Genomic DNA, 17,963 nt, shown 5'->3' with positions numbered 1-17,963 from the left:
GGCGGGCCAGCGCGACCAGCTGCTGGTCGGAGTCCGGCTCAGGGAAATCTGCTGAGCGGCGTGCGCAGCACGACCATCCCGTGCAGCCCGCACCACAGCTGGGTCGCGCGCCGGACGGCGTCCTCGCGGTCGCTGCTGACCTCGGCGAGCGCATCGACGATCAGCTCGAACTGCGACTCCCCGACGAACGAGTCGCCGTGCGGCAGCTCGAGGTTCCAGGTCGTGGCGAAGAGCGTGCGGAATGCGCCGGGTTGCTCCGCGGCGAACCGCACGTAGGCCCGGCCGAAGCCGACGATCCGGTCGAACGGGTTGGGGCCGGCCTGCTCGTCGGCCTCGACCATCTCGTCGCCGAAGCGACTCCACAGCCGCGATTTGACTGCCTGCAAAAGGGATTCGAGTGAGTCGAAGTGCAGGTAGATCGACGTTGCCGCGACCCCGACCTCCCGGGCGACAGCCCGCAGCGAGAGCCGCCACGGGTCGTCCAGCTCCTCGACCAGCGCGATCGCGGCGTCCAGGATCTCCTCCCGCAGCCGCCCGCCGTCGCCGCGGGCGGCGACGGAGCGCCGGGCGTTGCGCGAGCGCTGGTCGGAGGGTGCGGCGCGGGTGACCATGGGGGACATGATCCCAGAGCTGCCTCTCGCGAGACCCCTTCCTGCAGGTCCCCGTGGGGGATCGGCCTGCCGCAGATCCGCTGCCAGATCCATCGTTGACCGCCCCGGGGGTGCCGCTCTTGTGCCAGGGTCGAAGCATGGCTGAGGACATCGACCCCAACGTGCCGCCGTCCGGCACCGGCTGCCAGGAATGCCTCGCGACCGGCGGGTGGTGGGTGCACCTGCGCCGCTGCGCCGCCTGCGGGCACATCGGCTGCTGCGACACCTCCCCGTCGCAGCACGCCACCCAGCACAACGCCGAGACCGGCCACCCGATCATCGTCAGTTTCGAACCCGGCGAGGACTGGGCCTTCGACTACTCCACCCAGCAGGTCGGGCCCGCGCCGCAGCTGGCGCCGCCGCACGCGCACCCGGTCGACCAGCCGGTGCCCGGCCCGCAGGGCGCCGTGCCGCCGAACTGGCAGGAGCTCATCCACTGACGGAGCCGTATGACGGCAGCCGCGTGAACTCCACGCGCTCCTCACACGTTGGAGCCGGGTGGAGCGGCCGTGCGTCATACGCCGGTCCAGGTCCCAGCGGCGGGGTGTTCCCGACCCCGTCGGGGGTCCGTAAGGTGATGAGCGAACTCGGGGGTCCGCGGAACGGCCGCGGCGACGCGCTCTGGCGGAGTTCGCGAGCGACAACAGGAGGCTTGCAGAGATGTCCAACCTCGACCTGAGCGGCGGGCTCGGCGACCAGTGGCAGCAGAACAACGGCCAGCAGGGCGGGCCCCAGCAGCCGCAGCCCGGCCAGCCGGCACCCCAGCCGCAGCAGGCGCCCCCGGCGCCTGCTCCCCAGCAGGCCCCACCGACACAGGCCCCGCCCACCCAGACGGCGCCGCCGCCGGCGCCGAACCTGCCGCCGGTCGCCGCGCCGAACGACACCTCGCTGGTGCTCGAGGCGCCGCAGCCGGTCGCCGTCGTCCAGGAGCAGCAGGCCGTGCAGGCGATCCCGGTCGCGCCCGAAGCGCAGACCGAGCTGGACCGGAAGGCGCAGGCGTTCGTCAATGAGCTGACCGCGATGGACATGAAGGCGCCGTCCTTCGCCGAGAAGGTCAACTCGATCGTCAACATGGGCGACACGGAGATCCGCCGCTCCTCCGACGTGTCCAACCGGATGCTGCAGCGCCCCGCCGCGCAGGCCGGCAAGGACTCCGCACAGAGCAAGGTCGGCGGCACGCTGATCGACCTGCGCCGCACGATCACCGATCTCGACCCCAACCGGGCCGACCTCAAGGGCCCCAAGAAGATGCTGAAGTGGCTGCCCGGCGGCAACAAGATCGAGAACTACTTCATGAAGTACCAGTCGGCGCAGAGCCACCTGGACGCGATCATCCGCTCGCTCGCCGCCGGTCAGGACGAGTTGCGCAAGGACAACGCCTCGATCGAGGTCGAGCGCAACAACATGTGGCAGGCGATGCAGAAGCTCGGTGAGTACAACCAGCTCGCCACTGCTCTCGACACCGCGGTCGCCAACAAGGTCGGCGAGTTGGAGGCGGCAGGACGCACCGAGGACGCCAACATCATGAAGTCGGACGTGCTCTTCGCGGTGCGGCAGCGGCGGCAGGACATCATGACCCAGATGGCCGTGTCGGTGCAGGGTTACCTCGCGCTGGACCTGGTGCGCAAGAACAACCAGGAGCTGATCCGCGGCGTCGACCGCGCCCAGACCACGACCGTCGCGGCACTGCGCACCGCGGTCATCGTCAGCCAGGCGCTCGCCCAGCAGAAGGTCGTCCTCGACCAGATCACCGCGCTCAACAGCACCACCTCCAACCTGATCGAGCAGACCTCGCAGCAGTTGAAGACCCAGGGCGCCGAGATCAACCAGCAGGCGGCGAGCAGCACGATCGAGATCGACAAGCTGCAGGCGGCCTTCGACAACGTCTTCCAGACCATGGACGCGATCGACCAGTTCCGTTCGCAGGCAACGCAATCCATGGCCCAAACCATCGGCGCCCTGGAGGGCCAGGTGCAGCGCGCCAAGCCCTACCTCGAGCGCTCGATGCGCCAGCAGGGCATCGACGCGACCACCGCGGGGTCGTTCCAGCCGGGACCCGGTCAGCAGCAGCTCCGTCCCGGCCAGCAGTGAGCGACCGTATGACGTGGGCGTCCGCTCCGGGGCGCGCCACGTCATACCTGAGGCACGAGTAGGGTCGCGAACGTGGGATTGCTGTCTCGACTCTTCGACCCCGACGGGTCGTCGCGCGCGGCGCACGCGGTCGCGCCGGTGGAGCAGCGTGCCGCCGCCGACAGCGACTCCGTCGAGGCGCTGCTCGCCAAAGTGCGGTCCCTGGTCCTGGAGATCAACAGCAGCGCCGCCGACCTGCCGACGATCGGCGTCGTGCTGGCCCGCGCGGTCACCGACACGATCCGTGAGGTGCTCACCGGCGGCGACGCGTCCCGGCTCGACATCGGGGTCCGGGTCGCGATCAACGGCACGCTGACCGACTATCTGCCCGGCTCGATCCGGGCGTATGTCGGTGCGGTCCGCGCCGCCGGACCCCAGGGTGAGGCGGCCGCGACCGACGCGCTCGTCGAGCAGCTGACCACGCTGCGGCGCAGCGTCGAGGAGCTCGCCGCGGCGGGGCGGCAGCGCGACCTGAGTGCGCTGCAGGTGCACGGACGGTTCCTGCAGGACAAGTTCGGCGGGTCGGAACTCGACCTGTGATGACGCCATACGACGAGACGTCACGGGAGGACAAGCCATCGTGAGCCCCATGGCCAAGGGTGCGAACATCGCGCTGCGCCGGGAGTTGCCCGACCTCAAGGGTGTCGTCGTCGGGGTGTCCTGGAACACCGGCGGCGAGCGGTCGCTCGACGACAACCTGGCGCTGCTGACCGTGCTCGTCGGTGCCGACGGCCGGGCCCTCTCACCCGAACACGTTGTCTACTTCAACCAGCTGGTCTCCGCCGACCTGTCCACCGCGCAGCTGGAGCAGGCGCTCGGCGGCGACGACGAGCAGGTCGAGGTCGAGCTCGACGCCGTGCCCGACGACGTCGCCAAGATCGTCTTCGTGCTCTACCTGTCCGAGGGCGGCGGTAGCAGTCGCACCCTCGGCCAGCTGCGCAGCCTCGTCGTCCGGCTCCTCAACCTCGACGGCGGCGCGTCGATCATCTCCACCGTCGACTTCGCCGACGGCCTCGGCAATGAGACCGCGCTGAAGCTGGTGGAGCTCTACAAACACAACGGCGACTGGAAGATCCGCGCGCTGGGCCTCGGCTATTCGGCCGGATTGGCCGGTGTCGCAAAGGAATTCGGCGTTCCGCTATGAGCGCCCGCACCGACCTGCCGTTCCTGCGGCGGCGCACCTTGCGCGGTATGACGCAGCCCGCTGGTCTCGATACGGCCTCCGCTGGCGCTCCGGCCTACTCGACCAGCGAGGATGCTGATCGAGTAGGGCGAGCCCCCGGAACGGATGCTGATCGAGTAGGGCGAGCCCCCCAGGGCGAGCCCGTATCGAGATCAGGGGGGACGTCGTTGGATTTGGGTGGTGGTCTCGATACGGCCTCCGCTGGCGCTCCGGCCTACTCGACCAGCGAGACCAGCGAGACTTCGCTCGACCTGGGCAGTTCGGCTGACGCTCCGGCTTACTCGACCAGCGAGGGCGGCACCTCGCTCAGCCTGGACGCCCCGGCGGGCTCAGCCACCCCGCCGGCGCGCAGCTCCCGGCATACCCTGCCGCCGAAGCACGACCTCGGGCTGCCGACGATCCGCGCCGACGAGCGCCGCCTGATGTCCGAGCACGAGCCGGTCGTCGAACTCACCCGCCTGCAGTCCGCCGCCGGCGCCCTCGAGGCGCGGGTGGCCGTCGCGAACCCGTCGGAGGTGGTGCTCGGCACGGTCTTCGAGACCTCCGACGGCCGGGAGTCGCTCGTGCTGCCCGGGCTCGCTCAGCAGGGTCCCGACCCGCGCTCGCCGATCTTCCGGGCGACGTCCAGCGGGGTCGCGGTCAACCTGCGGCACATCCGGCAGATCAACCGCTTCCTCATCTTCGCGGTGCCGACCCGCCCCACCAAGCAGATGCCCGGCGGCACCGTCGCGGTCACCACCTACGGGCACGCGCGGCTCGAGCTGCCACTGGTCGCCGGGCCGAGTCTCGGCGCGCAGGCGCTGCTCACGGCATACGTCGTGGAGGGCCGGCTGGTGCTGCGTGCGGAACACGACCCCTACTCCGGCACGTTGCAGCAGGTGACTGCGGCATACGGCTATCGCGAGCTGTCCTGGCGCGACCCCTACACCCCGCTTGTATGACGAAAAGCGTTCCAACGAAAGGAAATCCGACATGGCAGTCAGCCTGAGCAAGGGCGGCAACATCTCCCTCGAGAAGGCCGCGCCCGGCATGACCAACGCAGTCATCGGGCTCGGCTGGGACCCGCGCACCACCGACGGCGCGCCCTTCGACCTGGACGCCTCCGTGCTGCTGCTCGGCGAGAACGGCAAGGTCCGCGGCGACCTCGACTTCGTCTTCTACAACAACCTCAGCGGCGACAACGGCTCGGTGCAGCACCAGGGCGACAACCGCACCGGTGAGGGCGAGGGCGACGACGAGTCGATCAACGTCGCGCTCGGGCAGGTGTCGCCCGACGTCGCGCGCATCGTGGTGGTCGCGTCGATCGATCAGGCCGACCAGCGCCGGCAGAACTTCGGCCAGGTCGCCGACGCCTACATCCGCATCTACGACGCCGACGACCCGCACAACACCGACAAAGGCGTGCGCTTCGACCTCGGCGAGGACGCCTCGACCGAGACCGCGCTCATCTTCGGCGAGCTCTACCGGCACGGCGCCGAGTGGAAGTTCCGCGCGATCGGTCAGGGGTATGCCGGGGGTCTGGCGAGCGTGATCACCGAGTTCGGCCTGCAGGTCGGCTGAGTCCGGGCGCGGCGGGTCGCGGCGGGGTCGGCGCGTGCACAAGTCGCGACGGTCGCGGGGTGTGCACGCGCTCGGGGCTGGGCGCGTGCAGAAGTCGCGACGGTCGCGGGCTGTGCACGCGAAACCGGCGAGCAGCCGCTGGTCTCGTAAGCGATGGTGACGTCAGCCGCACTTCCGCTTACGAGATGCGCGTGGGCGCCCGCCATCACCCTCACCCCGGCGCGAACTGCACCAGCACGGCAGTCGCGACCAGCACGCCGGCGGCGAGGGTGAACTCCATCCCGATCGCGACGCCGAGCGCCTGGATGCTGTGCGGGGAGGCGGTTTCGTCGATCTCGAGCGCGTTGCGGCGGGCGGCGTGCCCGGCATACTGCCGGCCGACGTTGCCGAGCAGCAGCATCGCGCCGAAGACCACGACCTTGACCATGAGCGATGTGCCGAAGCGCGAGTCGATCAGGTCGTGCAGGCCGCCCGCGACCGCGAGCGCGTGCAGGGTGCCGCTCACCACGAGGGTGATCACGCTGACGATCGCCACGACTGAGAAGCGCGGCAGCACGTCGTGCAGCGCGTCGAGCCCGTCGCTCGGGATGAGCACCGACGCGAGCGCGAGCAGGCCACCCAGCCAGGCCGCGGTCGCGGCCAGGTGGCCGGTGGTCGCGGCGATCTTCAGCGCCGCGAGCTGCCCGCCCCAGGCGTCCGAGCTGAGCACGTAGGTCTCGATCATCGCCAGCTGCCAGAGGGTGATCACCAGACGGTGCCGCCGGGTCGATCCACTGACGTCGGCGGCGAAGCCGATCCCGAGCGCTACCAGGCTGATTCGCGCGAACGCGCACACGCCTTCGCGCCCGGCATAACTCGACCAGGCGACCCCCGACGCGATCATCGGTATGACGAGAGTCGCGATCACGGTCAGCGCCGTGCCGAGGGCGATGAGCCGCCGGAAGGTCGGCAGCACCCGCCCCTCCGGCCACAGCCAGGTCAGGAAGAACGTCGTCCCGATGAGCAGCACGAAGCCGAGGTAGCCGAGCACCCGGACGCCGCCGAGCAGCACGGTGCCGAAGCCCGAGGTCGCCGCGTCGGCTGCCACCGCGGTCACACCGGCGATCATCCGGCACCACCGTTGGGGGCGGGCAGCGTGGCCTGCACGACCAGGGCGGCGTCCTCCGCCGCAAGAGGGAGGGTGAGGAAGCTGCCGGTCGCGCCGACGGCGCAGAACTGGCCCTTGGTGCCCTGCTGCGGGCACTGCGCGCTCAGCACGCCGGCGCCGGTGACGCCGATGACGGTCGGGCCGCTCGTGCCCGATCCGGTCACCCGGGCCGGCGCCAGGCCGACGAGCGCGCGGCCCACCGGTGCGGGGGAACTGCGCTGCGCCACCCCGGTCAGCCGGTAGCCGAGCGCGATCGAACGGGTCGGCTCGGGCAGCGTGACGCGCACCGCGCGGCCGATCTGAAGGGGTTGGGTGAGCAGCACCGGCTGGTCGCCGACCTGCACCTGGACGTCACGGATCACCGGTTCGAGGCCGGCCAGCCCGGGCAGGTTGCGCGGGTCGGGCACCTGCACCTCGACCGACGTCTCCTGCGCGGGCAGCAGCACCCGCTGCCAGATCAGCAGCGCACCCATGCTGTCGAGGGACGCGACCACGAAACTGCCCGGGACCGAACGCCCCGGACCGGTCTTCGGGAACTGCTTGGCGCTCGGGCTGCTCGGCCGGGCGGCCGGGGGCGAGGCGGAGCCGGCACGCTGGTCCGGCGACGACGTCGTGCCGGAGGGGCCGGTGGCGGTGGCCGGCGCCGAACTCGCCGACGCGGGTGCCGAACTCGCCGGCTCCGGGGTGCGGCCGGCGGCGACCGCGGCGGCCGCGCACGCGGCCGCGAGAAGCAGCCCCGTCATACGCCGCACGTGCTGTCGCACGCTCCCACCTCCCGCCCTCCGGACGCCCGTCCAATATCGCTTCCGGTCGGCATCTTCGCGGAATCAATGATCCGCCGCCACTTCGGCCCCGTCTGGGTGTAGTTTCTCCAGAGGTCGGACTAGTCAGCCGTCCAATTCATCCGCGAGGGGAAACATTCATGCGCACCAACCTGCTGCGGGCGGCGGCCGTCGCGACCGCCACCACGGGCATCGGGATCGTCGCCGCGTTGTCGAGCGCCACGGCGGCGCCGGCTGCCGCGGCGGGCGACGGCACCGTCTACGTCGTCCAAGGTCTCGCCGGTGTCGACGCCGCGGTGCGCATCGACGGCCGCACCGTCTCGGCGAAGGCCGCCGGCAAGACCGTCATCGGACCGTTGCAACTGGGCGCCGGCAAGCACGAGGTCGCCGTCGACGCGCCGGGCGAAGCCGACGACACCAAGGCGTCGTTCACCGTGACGCGCGGCACGAGCCTCGACGTCATCGTGCACCGGCGCAACGACGCCAAGGGTTCGCCGACGGTGACCACCAGCACCAACAACCTGGCCCCGACGGCGGCGGGCACCGGCCGGGTCACGGTCGCGCACGACGCGGTCGTCGGCGCCGCGGACGTGCAGGTCAACGGCAAGACGCTCTTCGCCAACATCGGCAACGGTGAGGAGCTCACCCTCGCTGTCCCCGCCGCGACCTACTCGGTGCAGATCGTCCCGGTCGGCAAGTCCGGTCCGACGGTGCTGGGTCCGGTCGCGCTGCCCATCGCCGCGGGCAAGCTGACCCGCGTGATCGCGATTGGCGACGCCGCCAAGGGCACCATGGACGCGATCGTGCAGGTGCTCCCGCTGGCCGGTGCCGCCGCCGCGCCGCCGGTCAAGGTCGACTCGGGCAACGGCGGTCAGGCGCAGGCGCTGATCCGTCAGTCGCAGTCACAGCAGTCCTCGACCGGTGAATTCGCGGCCACCGCAGCCCTTCTCGGCGCGGGTGTGCTCGGCGGGGGCGTGCTCGCGTCCCGGCGCAAGCTGCGTCATACCCGCTCGTCCTGATGGTGCGCGGGCTCGCCGCGCTCGTCGTCGCACTCCTGCTCACCGCCTGCGGCTCCGGGGGTATGACGAAAGCCCCGTCCGCCCCGGTCGCGGCCGGCGGCGCGGACCGGCCCGCTCGCACCCTCACCCCAGCCGTCCCGCAGGCGCCCGCGAGCGACGGGGATGACGCGCGCGACGGCGCCACCGGCGGGCAGCCGTCCTCGGCCGCCCCGTCGACGCTCGCCCCGCCCGCGGCGAGCGCCCGGCCCGGGCCCACGCAACGGCTGACCTTCGCACCGACCGCGGTGCGCCTCGCGCGGAGCGGGTCGAGCGCCCGCGTGCAGCCGATCGCGCCCGGCGCGGGCGGAGTGCTGCTGCCACCGGACGACTCGCGGGTCGTCGGCTGGTGGTCCGGGGGCGCGCAGGCGGGCGCGGCATACGGCAGCGTGGTGCTGGCCGGTCACATCGACTCGGCGACCAGTGGCATCGGCGTCTTCGCGGCGCTGCTCACCGCGCACCGCGGCGACCGGGTGCGGGTCGAGGCAGGCGCCGGGCGGCAGGAGTTCGTGGTGCGCGAGGTGCGGGACGTCCGCAAGCTCGATCTGACCGCGGACGCCGACCCCTTCGACCAGGCGGTGCCGCTGCGGCTGGTGCTCATCACCTGCACCGGCACGTTCGACCGGGCGACCGGTCATTACGATCGCAACCGCGTGGTCGTCGCCGAGCCCGTCGGACCGGCGACCCGCGGCTGACGACGATCGGGAACCCCCGTCCCGACCCCGCCGTTGGCTCCCGTGTGGGAACTCGGCGACGTCGCCGCTCGTCCCACCACACGCCGGGCCCGCGCCCGGCGCATCGCCCTTGTCCCGCCGTCACGCGAGAAGAGCCACACTTTGACCGCCCTCAAACACTTCCGGATCGACTTCGTCATCACGGCGCTCGTTCTGGTCGTCGCATTCCTCTACGACAGCTGGACCGGTGTCACGCTCTGCGCGATCCTGATCCTGGTCGAGATCGTCTTCTCCTTCGACAACGCCGCGGTCAACGCCAAATACCTGGTGCGGCTCAACGAGTTCTGGCAGAAGATGTTCCTGACGGTCGGCATCCTGATCGCGGTCTTCGGCATGCGGCTGGTCTTCCCGTTCGCGATCGTGACGATCTCGGGCGGCATCAGCCCGATGAAGGCGCTCGACCTCGCCCTGGAGAAGGGTGACCCGTCGGTGCCGGGCACCTACGGCTACATCCTCAACGAGGCGCACCCGGCGATCGCCGCCTTCGGTGGCATGTTCCTGCTGCTGCTCTTCCTGGACTTCATGTTCGACCCGGAGCGGGAGATCACCTGGCTGTCCTGGATCGAGAAGCCGCTGCAGAAGCTGGGCAAGCTCGACGTGCTGTCCGTCGTGATCGCCGGCCTCTTCCTGCTGGTCGCGAGCGAGACCCTGGTGCACTCCACACCGGTGCACACCGAGGTGCAGATGCGCTCGATCGTGCTGTTCTCCGGCTTGCTCGGCATCGTGCTCTATCTCGCGGTCAACGGCCTGTCCTCGATGATGGAGGCGCGCGAGGCGCGTATGGACCGGGAGTTCGAGGATGCCGACGCGCACTCCTCCACCGGGCACACTGCGCTGCTCGCCGGCAAGGCCGCACTCTCGATGTTCCTCTTCCTCGAGGTGCTCGACGCGACGTTCTCCTTCGACGGCGTCATCGGCGCGTTCGCGATCACCCCCGACCCGCTGATCATCATGATGGGCCTCGGTGTCGGTGCCCTCTACGTGCGGTCGATGACGATCTACCTGGTCCGCCAGGGCACGCTCGCCGAATACCGCTTCCTGGAGCACGGCGCGCACTGGGCAATCGGTGCGCTCGCCGTCATGCTGATCCTCAGCATCAAGTATGAACTCGGCGAGTTCGTCATCGGTGGGGTCGGCATCGCCTTCATCCTGGCGGCCTGGCTCAGCTCGATCGCCGCCAACAAGCGTGACGCCGCGGCCGAGGGGGCCGACGACACGATCAACGAGGATCAAGGAGCCCGAGCATGAGCATTAATCTCTCCAAAGGTCAGTCGGTCAACCTGGCCAAGAACGACGGCGGCGCGCTGAGCCGGGTCCGGATGGGCCTCGGCTGGGACACCAAGGTGGTCACCAAAAAGGGCCTGTTCGGCGGCAGCAAGCAGGTGCAGCGGGCCATCGACCTCGACGCGTCGGCGATCGTGATCGGCGGCGGCCGGGTGCTCGACACCGTCTACTTCGGCAAGCTGCGCTCGGGTGACGGCGCGATCCAGCACACCGGCGACAACCTGACCGGTGAGGGCGATGGCGACGACGAGTCGATCGTCGTCGACCTGTCCCAGGTGCACGGCTCGGTCGAACACATCGTCTTCGTGGTCAACTCCTACAGCGGCGAGAACTTCACCGAGGTCGACAACGCCTTCGTCCGGGTGGTCGACTCGATGTCCGGCGACACCGAGCTGGCGCGATTCCAGCTGACCGGCTCGGGGCCGCACACCGCCCTGGTGATGGCGAAGGTGTCGCGCGTCGGCGGCGGCTGGCAGTTCACCGCGATCGGCACCCCCGGCAACGGCCGCACCGCGCGCGACCTCGAACCGCTCGCGATGAGCGCCGTCTGACGGCAGACCGACGGGTCGCCCCACGATGACGACTCCTTCGCGGCCACCTGCCGTCAGCGCCGTCAGCCTCGACATCTGGGGCACGCTGCTCGGCAGTGACCCGGCCTTCAAGCCGGCGCGCAATGCGATGCTGCGCGACGCGCTCGCCCCTGACGTCGCCACCGACGTCTTCGACGCCGCCATGCGGCAGGCCGACCGCGACGTCGACGACCGCGTGGTCGTCGACGGCGTCGACGTCGGCTTCGCCGGCCGGGTCGAGCAGACCCTCCTCCGGTTGGGTATGACGGCAGCCGCGGTCGCCGAGCGGGCGCCCGAGCTGATGGCCCGCCAGGAGACGCTCGCGCTCGCGCACCCGCCGCGGCCACTGGTCCCGGGCCTGCCCGCTGCGGTGTCGGCGCTGCCGGTGCCGGTCGTGCTGACCAGCAACACCGGCATGCTGCCCGGCGAGCTGATGCGAAAGCTGTTGGCACTGGCCGGTTTCGGCGGCCTTCCCGGTGTCTTCTCCAACGAGGTCGGGGTGGCCAAGCCTCGACCGGAGATCTTCGCCGAGGCGTGCTCGACGCTGGGCGTGCCGGCGTCGCAGGTGCTGCACGTCGGGGACAACCCGATCGCCGACGTGCATGGGGCCGAAGCCGCCGGGATGTCCGCGGCGCTCGTCCGCCCCGACGGCGAGTCGACGCTCGACGCATTGCGGGGCATCGCGTGAGCGGCCTGACCCGGGTCGTCGCACACCCGCTCACCGGCACCGCCGAGCGTCCGGTCGACGCCCGCACCGGCGACGACTTCGACACCGCGACCTACTCGCTGATGAAGCACGGCGACCTGCCGTCGATCCGGGCGCTCGGCGACGAGCTCGCCGAGGCGCTGCTGGAGCAGTGCCCGTCCCTCGCCACCGACCCGCGCCCGATCGTGCTGCCGGTCGCCTACCTGGCGGCACCGCCGGCCTGCTACCACCTCGCCGCGGTGGTGGCGGCACGGCTCGACGAGCGGCGCCCGGACCTGCCCGCGGCCCGCATCGTCCACGTGCACAAGGACTCGGTCACCCACATCGACTACGCCGCATCGTCGGCGGCCGATCGGCGAAAAGACCTGCAGAGCATCGGTTTCCGGCTGACCGAGCCGATCGACGACGCGATCGCGATCGTCGTCGACGACATCCGGGTGACCGGGCTCGCCGAGCAGGTGATCCTCGACGCCCTCGCCGGGGCCGGCGCGGCGCGACTCGTTGCGGCATACGTCGCCGACTGTGACGAGTCCCTCGCCGCCGACCCGAGCATCGAGTCGGCGCTCAACCACGCACGCGTGCGGTCGATCACCGATCTGCTGCCGAGCATCGAGCGTGGCGAGTTCGCGATCACCATCCGCTTCCTGAAGCGGATGCTCGGCGACCCGCAGCTCGGCGAGTTCCTGGACCGGTGCCCGCCGGACCTGGTGACTCGCTTCCACGATTACGCACAGGCCACCGGCCCGGACTTCCTGGCCGGTTATCCGCGGGGAACGGCCGCGCTCGGCGCGGCGTCGCAGGCAGCGATGCAAGGAGGGGCTCGATGCACGACCACCAACTCACGCCACGGCGACGGATCCGGCTGACCAGGCTCACCAGCGATGCCGGCCTGCCGCACACCGGACTCGTCGACGCCACCGGCTACTCGCGTTTCAAGCACGGCGACGCGGCGGTCGCCCGCCGCTACGCCATGGCACTCGCCGCGCTCGCGGCCCGCAGGCTCGGCGACGCGCCGGTGCGGGTCACGACCTCGGCGTTCGACCGGGTGCCGCCGGCCGCGCACAGCCTGCTCGCGCCGTTCGTGCAGCAGCTGTGCACCCTGCGACCGGATCTCACCGTCACCGCGTTCCGGGTCGTGCGGCGCGGGGTGAGCAACGGCGACTACTCGCGCATGGCGCTCGCCGATCGTCGGTCGGCCGTCGGGGCGGACAACCTCACTCCGGAGCGCGACGTGCGCGGCGCGCTCGTGCTCGCGCTGGACGACATCCGGGTCACCGGCACCCATGAGCTGGCGATGGATCAGTGCCTGCTGTCGGCCGGGGTCGCGCAGGTGCGCCACCTCTACATCGTCGACGCGCACCGCTTCGCCGGGTCGCCACGGATCGAGTCGGTGCTCAACGAGGCGGCGATCGGCGGCCCCGATGACCTGCTCGCGATCGCTGCCGGGCCGCGCTTCGTGCCCAACGCGCGCTTCTGCCGCCGTGTCCTCGCGTTGCCGCCCGACCAGCTGTCAGCCTTCCTGCGTGCCGCCGCTCCGGAGCTGCGCGGCTGGCTGAGCCGTGCGATCGAATTCGATGGTCTGGCAGGCGTTTCCGCCTATGCGGACCGGGTGCGCACCTGGGACGCGGCGCTTGCCGACATCGACCGCACGATGGGGGCCGGCGTCGGCTGACCCTGCGCTCCCACGTGACATTCGGTGATCCGCCCGGTCCGGACTGGGTGCCGAGGGTACGTTGACGTAGGTGACGACCCAGGAGACGACGACCAGGGTGCATGCGTTCACCGACGACGCGTTGGGTGACCTCGACGCGACCGGTGTCGCCGAACGCATTCGCACCAAGCAGATCAGCGCCCGCGAGGCGGTCGATGCCGCGATCGCCCGCGCCGAGCGACTCGAGCCGCAGCTGCAGGCCATGGCGTATGACGACTTCGCCCGCGCGCGGGACCGCGCTGCCGAGCCGGGAGATGCCGAATTCGCCGGTGTGCCAGCGGCATTCAAGGACAACATCCGGGTCGGTGGGATGCCGATGACGGAGGGGTCTGCCGCCGTACCTCCCGTGCCGCAGAAGAAGGACGGCCGGGTCGCAGCGCAGTTCCGCGCGACCGGCATCATCCCGATCGGCACCACCACGATGCCGGAGTTCGGCTGGACCGCGACGACGGAGACGGTCACCCGCGACACCCACAACCCTTGGCATCTGGGCTATTCCAGCGGTGGCAGCTCGGGCGGTTCGGCGGCCTGGGTGGCGTCCGGGGTCGTGCCGATCGCGCACGGCAACGACGGCGGCGGGTCGATCCGCATCCCGGCGGCCGCGTGCGGCCTGATCGGGCTGAAGCCGACCCGCGGCCGGCTGCGGCTGACAGACGGCGGCGAGGCGATGCCGGTGCGGGTCGTCACCGACTCGGTGCTCGCGCGTTCGGTGCGCGACGTGGCCGGGTTCTACCTCGCGGCGCAGCGCCAGCACCGTAACCGGTTGCTGCCGCCGATCGAGGGCGTCGACCGGCCGATCGACCGCACGCTGCGCATCGGTCTGCTGCTCGACTCGCCCGTCGGCCCGGCGACCGATCTGCCCACGCGGACCGCAACGCTCGAGCTCGCGCACCTGCTGGAGTCCCTCGGCCACGAGGTCGAGCCCTACGAGTTGCCGGTGCCGGAGTTCTTCAAGTCCGACTTCGTCGACTACTGGCGCTTCCTGTCGGCGCTCATCCAGGCGGCCGGTCCGGCGATGTTCGGCAAGGACTTCGACCGCGCCAAGCTCGAGCCGCTGACCCTCGGGCTGGCGGCGCAGGGCCGGCGCCGGCTCTGGAAGGCGCCGGTCTACCTGAGCCGGCTGCTTGCGACCTCGGTCGCCTCGCGTGTCGCCTTCGCCCGCGGCCCGGACGTCGTGCTCAGCCCGGTGCTGACCCACACCACCCCCGAACTCGGCTATCTCGCGGCGGATCTGCCGGCCGATGAGCACTTCCGCCGGCTGGTCGACTACGCGGGCTTCACCCCGCTGCACAACGCGACGGGTGGGCCGGCGCTGTCGGTGCCGGCCGGTCAGACCGACCAGGGGCTGCCGATCGGCGCGATGCTCAGCGCCAACCACGGCGCCGAGTCGCTGCTGCTGCGGCTGGCGCTGCAGCTCGAGCAGGCCAAGCCGTGGCGGCGGATCCAGGACTGACCGGCAGTTGCTCTAGCTGACGGGATGCGGCACCCGGGACGGCACCAGCGCCAGCGCACCGACCGCGATGGCGGCGGCCGTGCCGAACGCGTAGAACCCCCAGGGGTAGGCGATCCCCGCGCTGACCAGCGCACCACCGAGCGACGGGCCGACGATGGCGCCGATGCGGCCGATACCCGCGGACATGCCGAGGGCGGTGCCGCGCACGGCCGTCGGGTAGAGCTGACTCACCCACGCATAGACCAGCACCTGTGCGCTGAAGACGAAGATGCCGGCGAGCAGCACCGCGGCATACACCAGGGCCGACGCCTGCAGCTTGATCGACAGCAGCGCGAGCACGACCGCCGCGGTGCCGAACCACAGCAGCACGGTCTGCTTCTGGCCGCGCGCGTCGGCGATGCGACCGGCGATCAGGAGGCCGAGCACCCCGCCGAGGTTGAGGGTCAGCAGCAGGCCGATCCCGGCCTGCACCGAATACCCGGCCGATTCCATGATCTTGGGCAGCCAGGTGTTGAGCCCGTAGACCAGGAGCAGGCCCATGAACGAGGCGACCCACAGGCCGAGACTCACCCAGAGCAGCCGCCCCCGCACGACTTCGCTCGGCCGCACCCGCACCGCGTCGGCGCGTTTGCGCTGCTGGTAGGCCTCGGACTCGGGCAGTTTGACCCACATCACCGGCACGACGAGCAGGCCGGCCGCACCGCCGATGAGAAACATTGCCCGCCAGCCGAATTGGTCGATCACGAACAGGCCGAGCAGTGCCGTGATGACGGCACCGACGTGGTAGCCGGTCATCATCCGGGTCATCGCTCCGCTCGGGCGGGCATTGCCGGCGTGTTCGCTGATCAGCGCCAGCGCCGTGGGCAGACAGGCGCCCAGGCCGAGGCCGGCGAGGAAGCGCAGCACGATGAAGACTGTGACGTTGGGCGCGAAGACCAGCGCGATCGTCAACACCGAGAACCACGCGATGCTGGCGATCAGGTTGTTTCGCCGGCCGAAGCGGTCGGCCAGTGGCCCGGTCAGTACCGCACCGATGCCGACGCCGGCCAGGCCGAGGGTGGCTGCGGTCGTGAGGGATTCGCTGGTGAAGCCGAGATCGCCGGAGTGGGTGAGGGTCGGTATGACGGCACCCAGCACCACCAGGTCGTAGCCGTCGAGTGCTACGGCCAGCCAACACAAGATGTAGGGCCAGTTGCCCGCGCCGGACCGCCACGCGCCCGGCGCGGCCGAAACGGATGTGGATGCTGTCATGCTGCCTCCTCGATGAGGCAGCAGCGTCTCCTGGCCGTGGTAGCTGTGACCACCATCACCTTCCACTGAGTGAAAGGGGCCACCGAACTCGTGCGTGAGCCGCGCCGGAGGGAGTGCCGTCGGTCAGCGGTTCGTGCGGCCAGCCGGTGTAACCCTCCGCGAGCAGTCGTGCGCCCGCTGCCGACCGCGTCAGCAAGCGCAGCTCGGCCAACTGCCGGCGTCGGTCGAACTCCTGCTCGTTCGGCGCGTCGTGCAGCAAGGTGGTCATCCAGTAGGAGAAGTGCTGCGCGCGCCATACCCGGTCCTGCGCCCGGGCGGAGTAGCCGTCCAGCGCGGTCCGGTCGCCGTGGTGTGCGCGGGTCAGCATGTCGGCGGCCAGCGCCGCGTCGGCCAGCGCGAGGTTGAGGCCCTTGGCACCGGTGGGCGGCACCGTGTGCGCCGCGTCGCCGACCAACAGCAGGTTGGCGTGCCGCATCGGTTCGCACACGAATGAGCGGAAGGGCAGCACCGTGCGCTGCACGATCGGGCCCTCCGGCAGCCGGAAATCGTCTTCGCCGGCGACCCGCGACTGCAGCTCGGACCAAATGCGGTCGTCGGACCAGGTGCTGGCGTCGATTGCCGGATCGCACTGGAAATACATGCGTTGCAGCGTCTCGGTCCGTTGCGAGATCAGTGCGAAGCCCCGGTCGGAGCGGCAGTAGACGAGTTCCGCCGCGGCCGGTGGTGCCTCGCAGAGGATGCCGAACCAGGCGAATGGGTATTGGCGGAAGTACTGCGCCCGCCCGGCGATCAGCTGCCGGGTCTGGCTGTGCGCCCCGTCGGCGCCGACCACCGTGCGGCAGCGGATCGCCTGCGGCTCACCCTCAGCGGTGGTGGTGTGGATCGTCGGCCGATCCAGGGTCGGGTCGTCCACGACAGCGTCGGCCACCCCGTAGCGCACGTCCCCGCCGTCCCGGTCACGCGCGGCGGCCAGATCACGGAAGACGTCGGTCTGAGGGTAGAGCCAGCTGGACGCGTCGACCAGCTGGCCGAAGTCGAGGCGGTGACTGACGCCGCCGAAGCGCAGGTCGATCCCATGATGTTCGCGCCCATCGGTCAGCACCCGGTTGCTCACGCCGGTTTCGACCAGCAGCTGCACCGACCCCTGCTCGAGGATGCCCGCCCGGTGAGTCTGCTCGATCTCGGCACGGGTGCGTCGCTCGACCACGACCGAGTCGATGCTCGCCCGGTCCAGCAGGTGCGACAGCAAGAGGCCGGCGGGACCCGCGCCGATGATCCCGACCTCGGTGTCGATCCGGCTCGCGGCGCTCACGTCCGATCGCCCGGATGCGCGTCGTCCATGTCGGGCATGTCGGGCATGTCGGGCAGGTCGACTTCGTCGTCCTCCAACACTTCTCGAGCGATGGCGAAGGCGCGGTTTGCCGCCGAGACGCCGCAATAGACGCCCGCGTGCAGGATCACCTCGGCGATCTCTCCCGCGGTCAGCCCGTTGCGGAGGGCGGCCCGCACGTGCATCGCGAACTCCTCCCAGTGCCCGTGAGCGAGCAGGGCGGTGAGCGTCACGACCGACCGCGTGGGACGGTCCAGGCCGGGCCGGGTCCACACGCTGCCCCAGGCGTAGCGGGTGATGAACTCCTGGAAGTCGTGGGTGAACTCGGTCGTGGCCGCGATCGCGCGGTCGACGTGCGCGTCGCCGAGTACCTCGCGGCGCACCGCCGTGCCGTCGTCGTAAGTGTCGGTCATCGTCA

At 70.8% G+C, this 17,963-nt stretch carries 20 protein-coding genes; 14 read left to right on the top strand and 6 right to left on the bottom strand.

Annotation, left to right across the window (positions count from 1 at the left end):
* Positions 1–38 precede the first annotated feature (38 nt).
* Positions 39–611, bottom strand: coding sequence for a TetR/AcrR family transcriptional regulator (locus HJ588_RS03535; RefSeq protein WP_171151991.1), 573 nt, complete (start codon positions 609–611; stop codon positions 39–41).
* Positions 612–748: 137 nt separating this feature from the next.
* Here HJ588_RS03535 and HJ588_RS03530 point away from each other — a divergent pair, with 137 nt between their 5' ends.
* The 6 genes from HJ588_RS03530 to HJ588_RS03505 all read left to right on the top strand — a co-directional run bounded on the left by HJ588_RS03530 (position 749) and on the right by HJ588_RS03505 (position 5,523).
* Positions 749–1,090: a UBP-type zinc finger domain-containing protein gene (locus tag HJ588_RS03530; RefSeq protein WP_171151989.1), complete on the top strand. Its 342-nt coding sequence runs from the start codon at positions 749–751 to the stop codon at positions 1,088–1,090.
* 220 nt (positions 1,091–1,310) lie between these two features.
* Positions 1,311–2,741 (top strand): toxic anion resistance protein, encoded by a 1,431-nt coding sequence (locus tag HJ588_RS03525; RefSeq protein ID WP_171151987.1) that lies wholly within the window; start codon positions 1,311–1,313, stop codon positions 2,739–2,741.
* 72 nt (positions 2,742–2,813) lie between these two features.
* Positions 2,814–3,320 carry a hypothetical protein gene (locus tag HJ588_RS03520; protein ID WP_171151985.1) on the top strand — a complete coding sequence of 169 codons (507 nt, stop codon included), beginning with the start codon at positions 2,814–2,816 and terminating at the stop codon, positions 3,318–3,320.
* Positions 3,321–3,369: 49 nt separating this feature from the next.
* On the top strand, positions 3,370–3,924 hold the full coding sequence (locus tag HJ588_RS03515; RefSeq protein WP_171151984.1) for a TerD family protein: 555 nt from the start codon (positions 3,370–3,372) through the stop codon (positions 3,922–3,924).
* A gap of 206 nt (positions 3,925–4,130) precedes the next feature.
* A complete protein-coding gene (locus HJ588_RS03510; protein WP_171151982.1) occupies positions 4,131–4,904 on the top strand; it encodes a hypothetical protein in 774 nt (257 codons plus the stop codon).
* Positions 4,905–4,935: 31 nt separating this feature from the next.
* On the top strand, positions 4,936–5,523 hold the full coding sequence (locus HJ588_RS03505) for a TerD family protein (RefSeq protein WP_171151980.1): 588 nt from the start codon (positions 4,936–4,938) through the stop codon (positions 5,521–5,523).
* A 211-nt stretch (positions 5,524–5,734) separates the two neighbouring features.
* Here the strand turns inward: HJ588_RS03505 and HJ588_RS03500 are convergent, their stop codons facing one another.
* Entirely contained in the window at positions 5,735–6,631 is an 897-nt protein-coding gene (locus tag HJ588_RS03500; protein ID WP_171151978.1) for a CopD family protein, read from the bottom strand.
* Positions 6,628–7,434, bottom strand: coding sequence for a hypothetical protein (locus tag HJ588_RS03495; protein ID WP_171151976.1), 807 nt, complete (start codon positions 7,432–7,434; stop codon positions 6,628–6,630). Before HJ588_RS03495 ends, HJ588_RS03500 begins: the two co-directional genes overlap by 4 nt.
* Positions 7,435–7,592: 158 nt before the next feature.
* Here HJ588_RS03495 and HJ588_RS03490 point away from each other — a divergent pair, with 158 nt between their 5' ends.
* From HJ588_RS03490 to HJ588_RS03455, 8 genes are all read left to right on the top strand, one after another.
* A complete protein-coding gene (locus HJ588_RS03490; RefSeq protein WP_171151974.1) occupies positions 7,593–8,471 on the top strand; it encodes a DUF4397 domain-containing protein in 879 nt (292 codons plus the stop codon).
* On the top strand, positions 8,471–9,202 hold the full coding sequence (locus HJ588_RS03485) for a class F sortase (RefSeq protein ID WP_171151972.1): 732 nt from the start codon (positions 8,471–8,473) through the stop codon (positions 9,200–9,202). Before HJ588_RS03490 ends, HJ588_RS03485 begins: the two co-directional genes overlap by 1 nt.
* A gap of 141 nt (positions 9,203–9,343) precedes the next feature.
* Positions 9,344–10,489 carry a DUF475 domain-containing protein gene (locus tag HJ588_RS03480; protein ID WP_171151970.1) on the top strand — a complete coding sequence of 382 codons (1,146 nt, stop codon included), beginning with the start codon at positions 9,344–9,346 and terminating at the stop codon, positions 10,487–10,489.
* Positions 10,486–11,076 carry a TerD family protein gene (locus HJ588_RS03475; RefSeq protein ID WP_171151968.1) on the top strand — a complete coding sequence of 197 codons (591 nt, stop codon included), beginning with the start codon at positions 10,486–10,488 and terminating at the stop codon, positions 11,074–11,076. The genes HJ588_RS03480 and HJ588_RS03475 overlap by 4 nt, the downstream gene beginning before the upstream one ends.
* Before the next feature lie 25 nt (positions 11,077–11,101).
* On the top strand, positions 11,102–11,782 hold the full coding sequence (locus HJ588_RS03470; RefSeq protein WP_171151966.1) for an HAD family hydrolase: 681 nt from the start codon (positions 11,102–11,104) through the stop codon (positions 11,780–11,782).
* Positions 11,779–12,666, top strand: a complete 888-nt coding sequence (locus tag HJ588_RS03465; RefSeq protein WP_171151964.1) for a phosphoribosyltransferase family protein — start codon at positions 11,779–11,781, stop codon at positions 12,664–12,666. Before HJ588_RS03470 ends, HJ588_RS03465 begins: the two co-directional genes overlap by 4 nt.
* A complete protein-coding gene (locus HJ588_RS03460; protein ID WP_171151962.1) occupies positions 12,624–13,472 on the top strand; it encodes a phosphoribosyltransferase family protein in 849 nt (282 codons plus the stop codon). The genes HJ588_RS03465 and HJ588_RS03460 overlap by 43 nt, the downstream gene beginning before the upstream one ends.
* A gap of 70 nt (positions 13,473–13,542) precedes the next feature.
* The gene (locus HJ588_RS03455; RefSeq protein WP_171151961.1) at positions 13,543–14,964 is read left to right on the top strand and encodes an amidase; all 1,422 of its coding nucleotides are present in this window, start codon (positions 13,543–13,545) and stop codon (positions 14,962–14,964) included.
* 12 nt (positions 14,965–14,976) lie between these two features.
* Here HJ588_RS03455 and HJ588_RS03450 read toward each other — a convergent pair whose 3' ends face one another.
* Genes HJ588_RS03450 through pcaC form a run of 3 tightly spaced genes read right to left on the bottom strand, consistent with a single transcriptional unit; the run spans position 14,977 to position 17,958 of the window.
* Positions 14,977–16,215, bottom strand: coding sequence for an MFS transporter (locus HJ588_RS03450; protein ID WP_171151959.1), 1,239 nt, complete (start codon positions 16,213–16,215; stop codon positions 14,977–14,979).
* Positions 16,216–16,270: 55 nt separating this feature from the next.
* Positions 16,271–17,527 carry a 4-hydroxybenzoate 3-monooxygenase gene (locus HJ588_RS03445; protein WP_171151957.1) on the bottom strand — a complete coding sequence of 419 codons (1,257 nt, stop codon included), beginning with the start codon at positions 17,525–17,527 and terminating at the stop codon, positions 16,271–16,273.
* Positions 17,524–17,958, bottom strand: a complete 435-nt coding sequence (gene pcaC, locus HJ588_RS03440) for a 4-carboxymuconolactone decarboxylase (RefSeq protein ID WP_171151955.1) — start codon at positions 17,956–17,958, stop codon at positions 17,524–17,526. The genes HJ588_RS03445 and pcaC overlap by 4 nt, the downstream gene beginning before the upstream one ends.
* Positions 17,959–17,963: the final 5 nt, after the last annotated feature.

The organism is Flexivirga aerilata (assembly GCF_013002715.1).
GTDB classification, from domain to species: Bacteria; Actinomycetota; Actinomycetes; order Actinomycetales; family Dermatophilaceae; genus Flexivirga; species Flexivirga aerilata.
The sequence above is the reverse complement of the archived record's forward strand: the minus strand, read 5'-3'. Positions and strand labels throughout refer to the sequence as shown.

Coding starts and splice junctions, on each gene's coding strand:
- HJ588_RS03535 (WP_171151991.1), bottom strand. CDS start 611: ATGGTCACCCGCGCCGCACCCTCCGACCAGCGCTCGCGCAACGCCCGG.
- HJ588_RS03530 (WP_171151989.1), top strand. CDS start 749: ATGGCTGAGGACATCGACCCCAACGTGCCGCCGTCCGGCACCGGCTGC.
- HJ588_RS03525 (WP_171151987.1), top strand. CDS start 1,311: ATGTCCAACCTCGACCTGAGCGGCGGGCTCGGCGACCAGTGGCAGCAG.
- HJ588_RS03515 (WP_171151984.1), top strand. CDS start 3,370: ATGGCCAAGGGTGCGAACATCGCGCTGCGCCGGGAGTTGCCCGACCTC.
- HJ588_RS03505 (WP_171151980.1), top strand. CDS start 4,936: ATGGCAGTCAGCCTGAGCAAGGGCGGCAACATCTCCCTCGAGAAGGCC.
- HJ588_RS03500 (WP_171151978.1), bottom strand. CDS start 6,631: ATGATCGCCGGTGTGACCGCGGTGGCAGCCGACGCGGCGACCTCGGGC.
- HJ588_RS03490 (WP_171151974.1), top strand. CDS start 7,593: ATGCGCACCAACCTGCTGCGGGCGGCGGCCGTCGCGACCGCCACCACG.
- HJ588_RS03485 (WP_171151972.1), top strand. CDS start 8,471: ATGGTGCGCGGGCTCGCCGCGCTCGTCGTCGCACTCCTGCTCACCGCC.
- HJ588_RS03475 (WP_171151968.1), top strand. CDS start 10,486: ATGAGCATTAATCTCTCCAAAGGTCAGTCGGTCAACCTGGCCAAGAAC.
- HJ588_RS03470 (WP_171151966.1), top strand. CDS start 11,102: ATGACGACTCCTTCGCGGCCACCTGCCGTCAGCGCCGTCAGCCTCGAC.
- HJ588_RS03460 (WP_171151962.1), top strand. CDS start 12,624: ATGCACGACCACCAACTCACGCCACGGCGACGGATCCGGCTGACCAGG.
- HJ588_RS03450 (WP_171151959.1), bottom strand. CDS start 16,215: ATGACAGCATCCACATCCGTTTCGGCCGCGCCGGGCGCGTGGCGGTCC.
- pcaC (WP_171151955.1), bottom strand. CDS start 17,958: ATGACCGACACTTACGACGACGGCACGGCGGTGCGCCGCGAGGTACTC.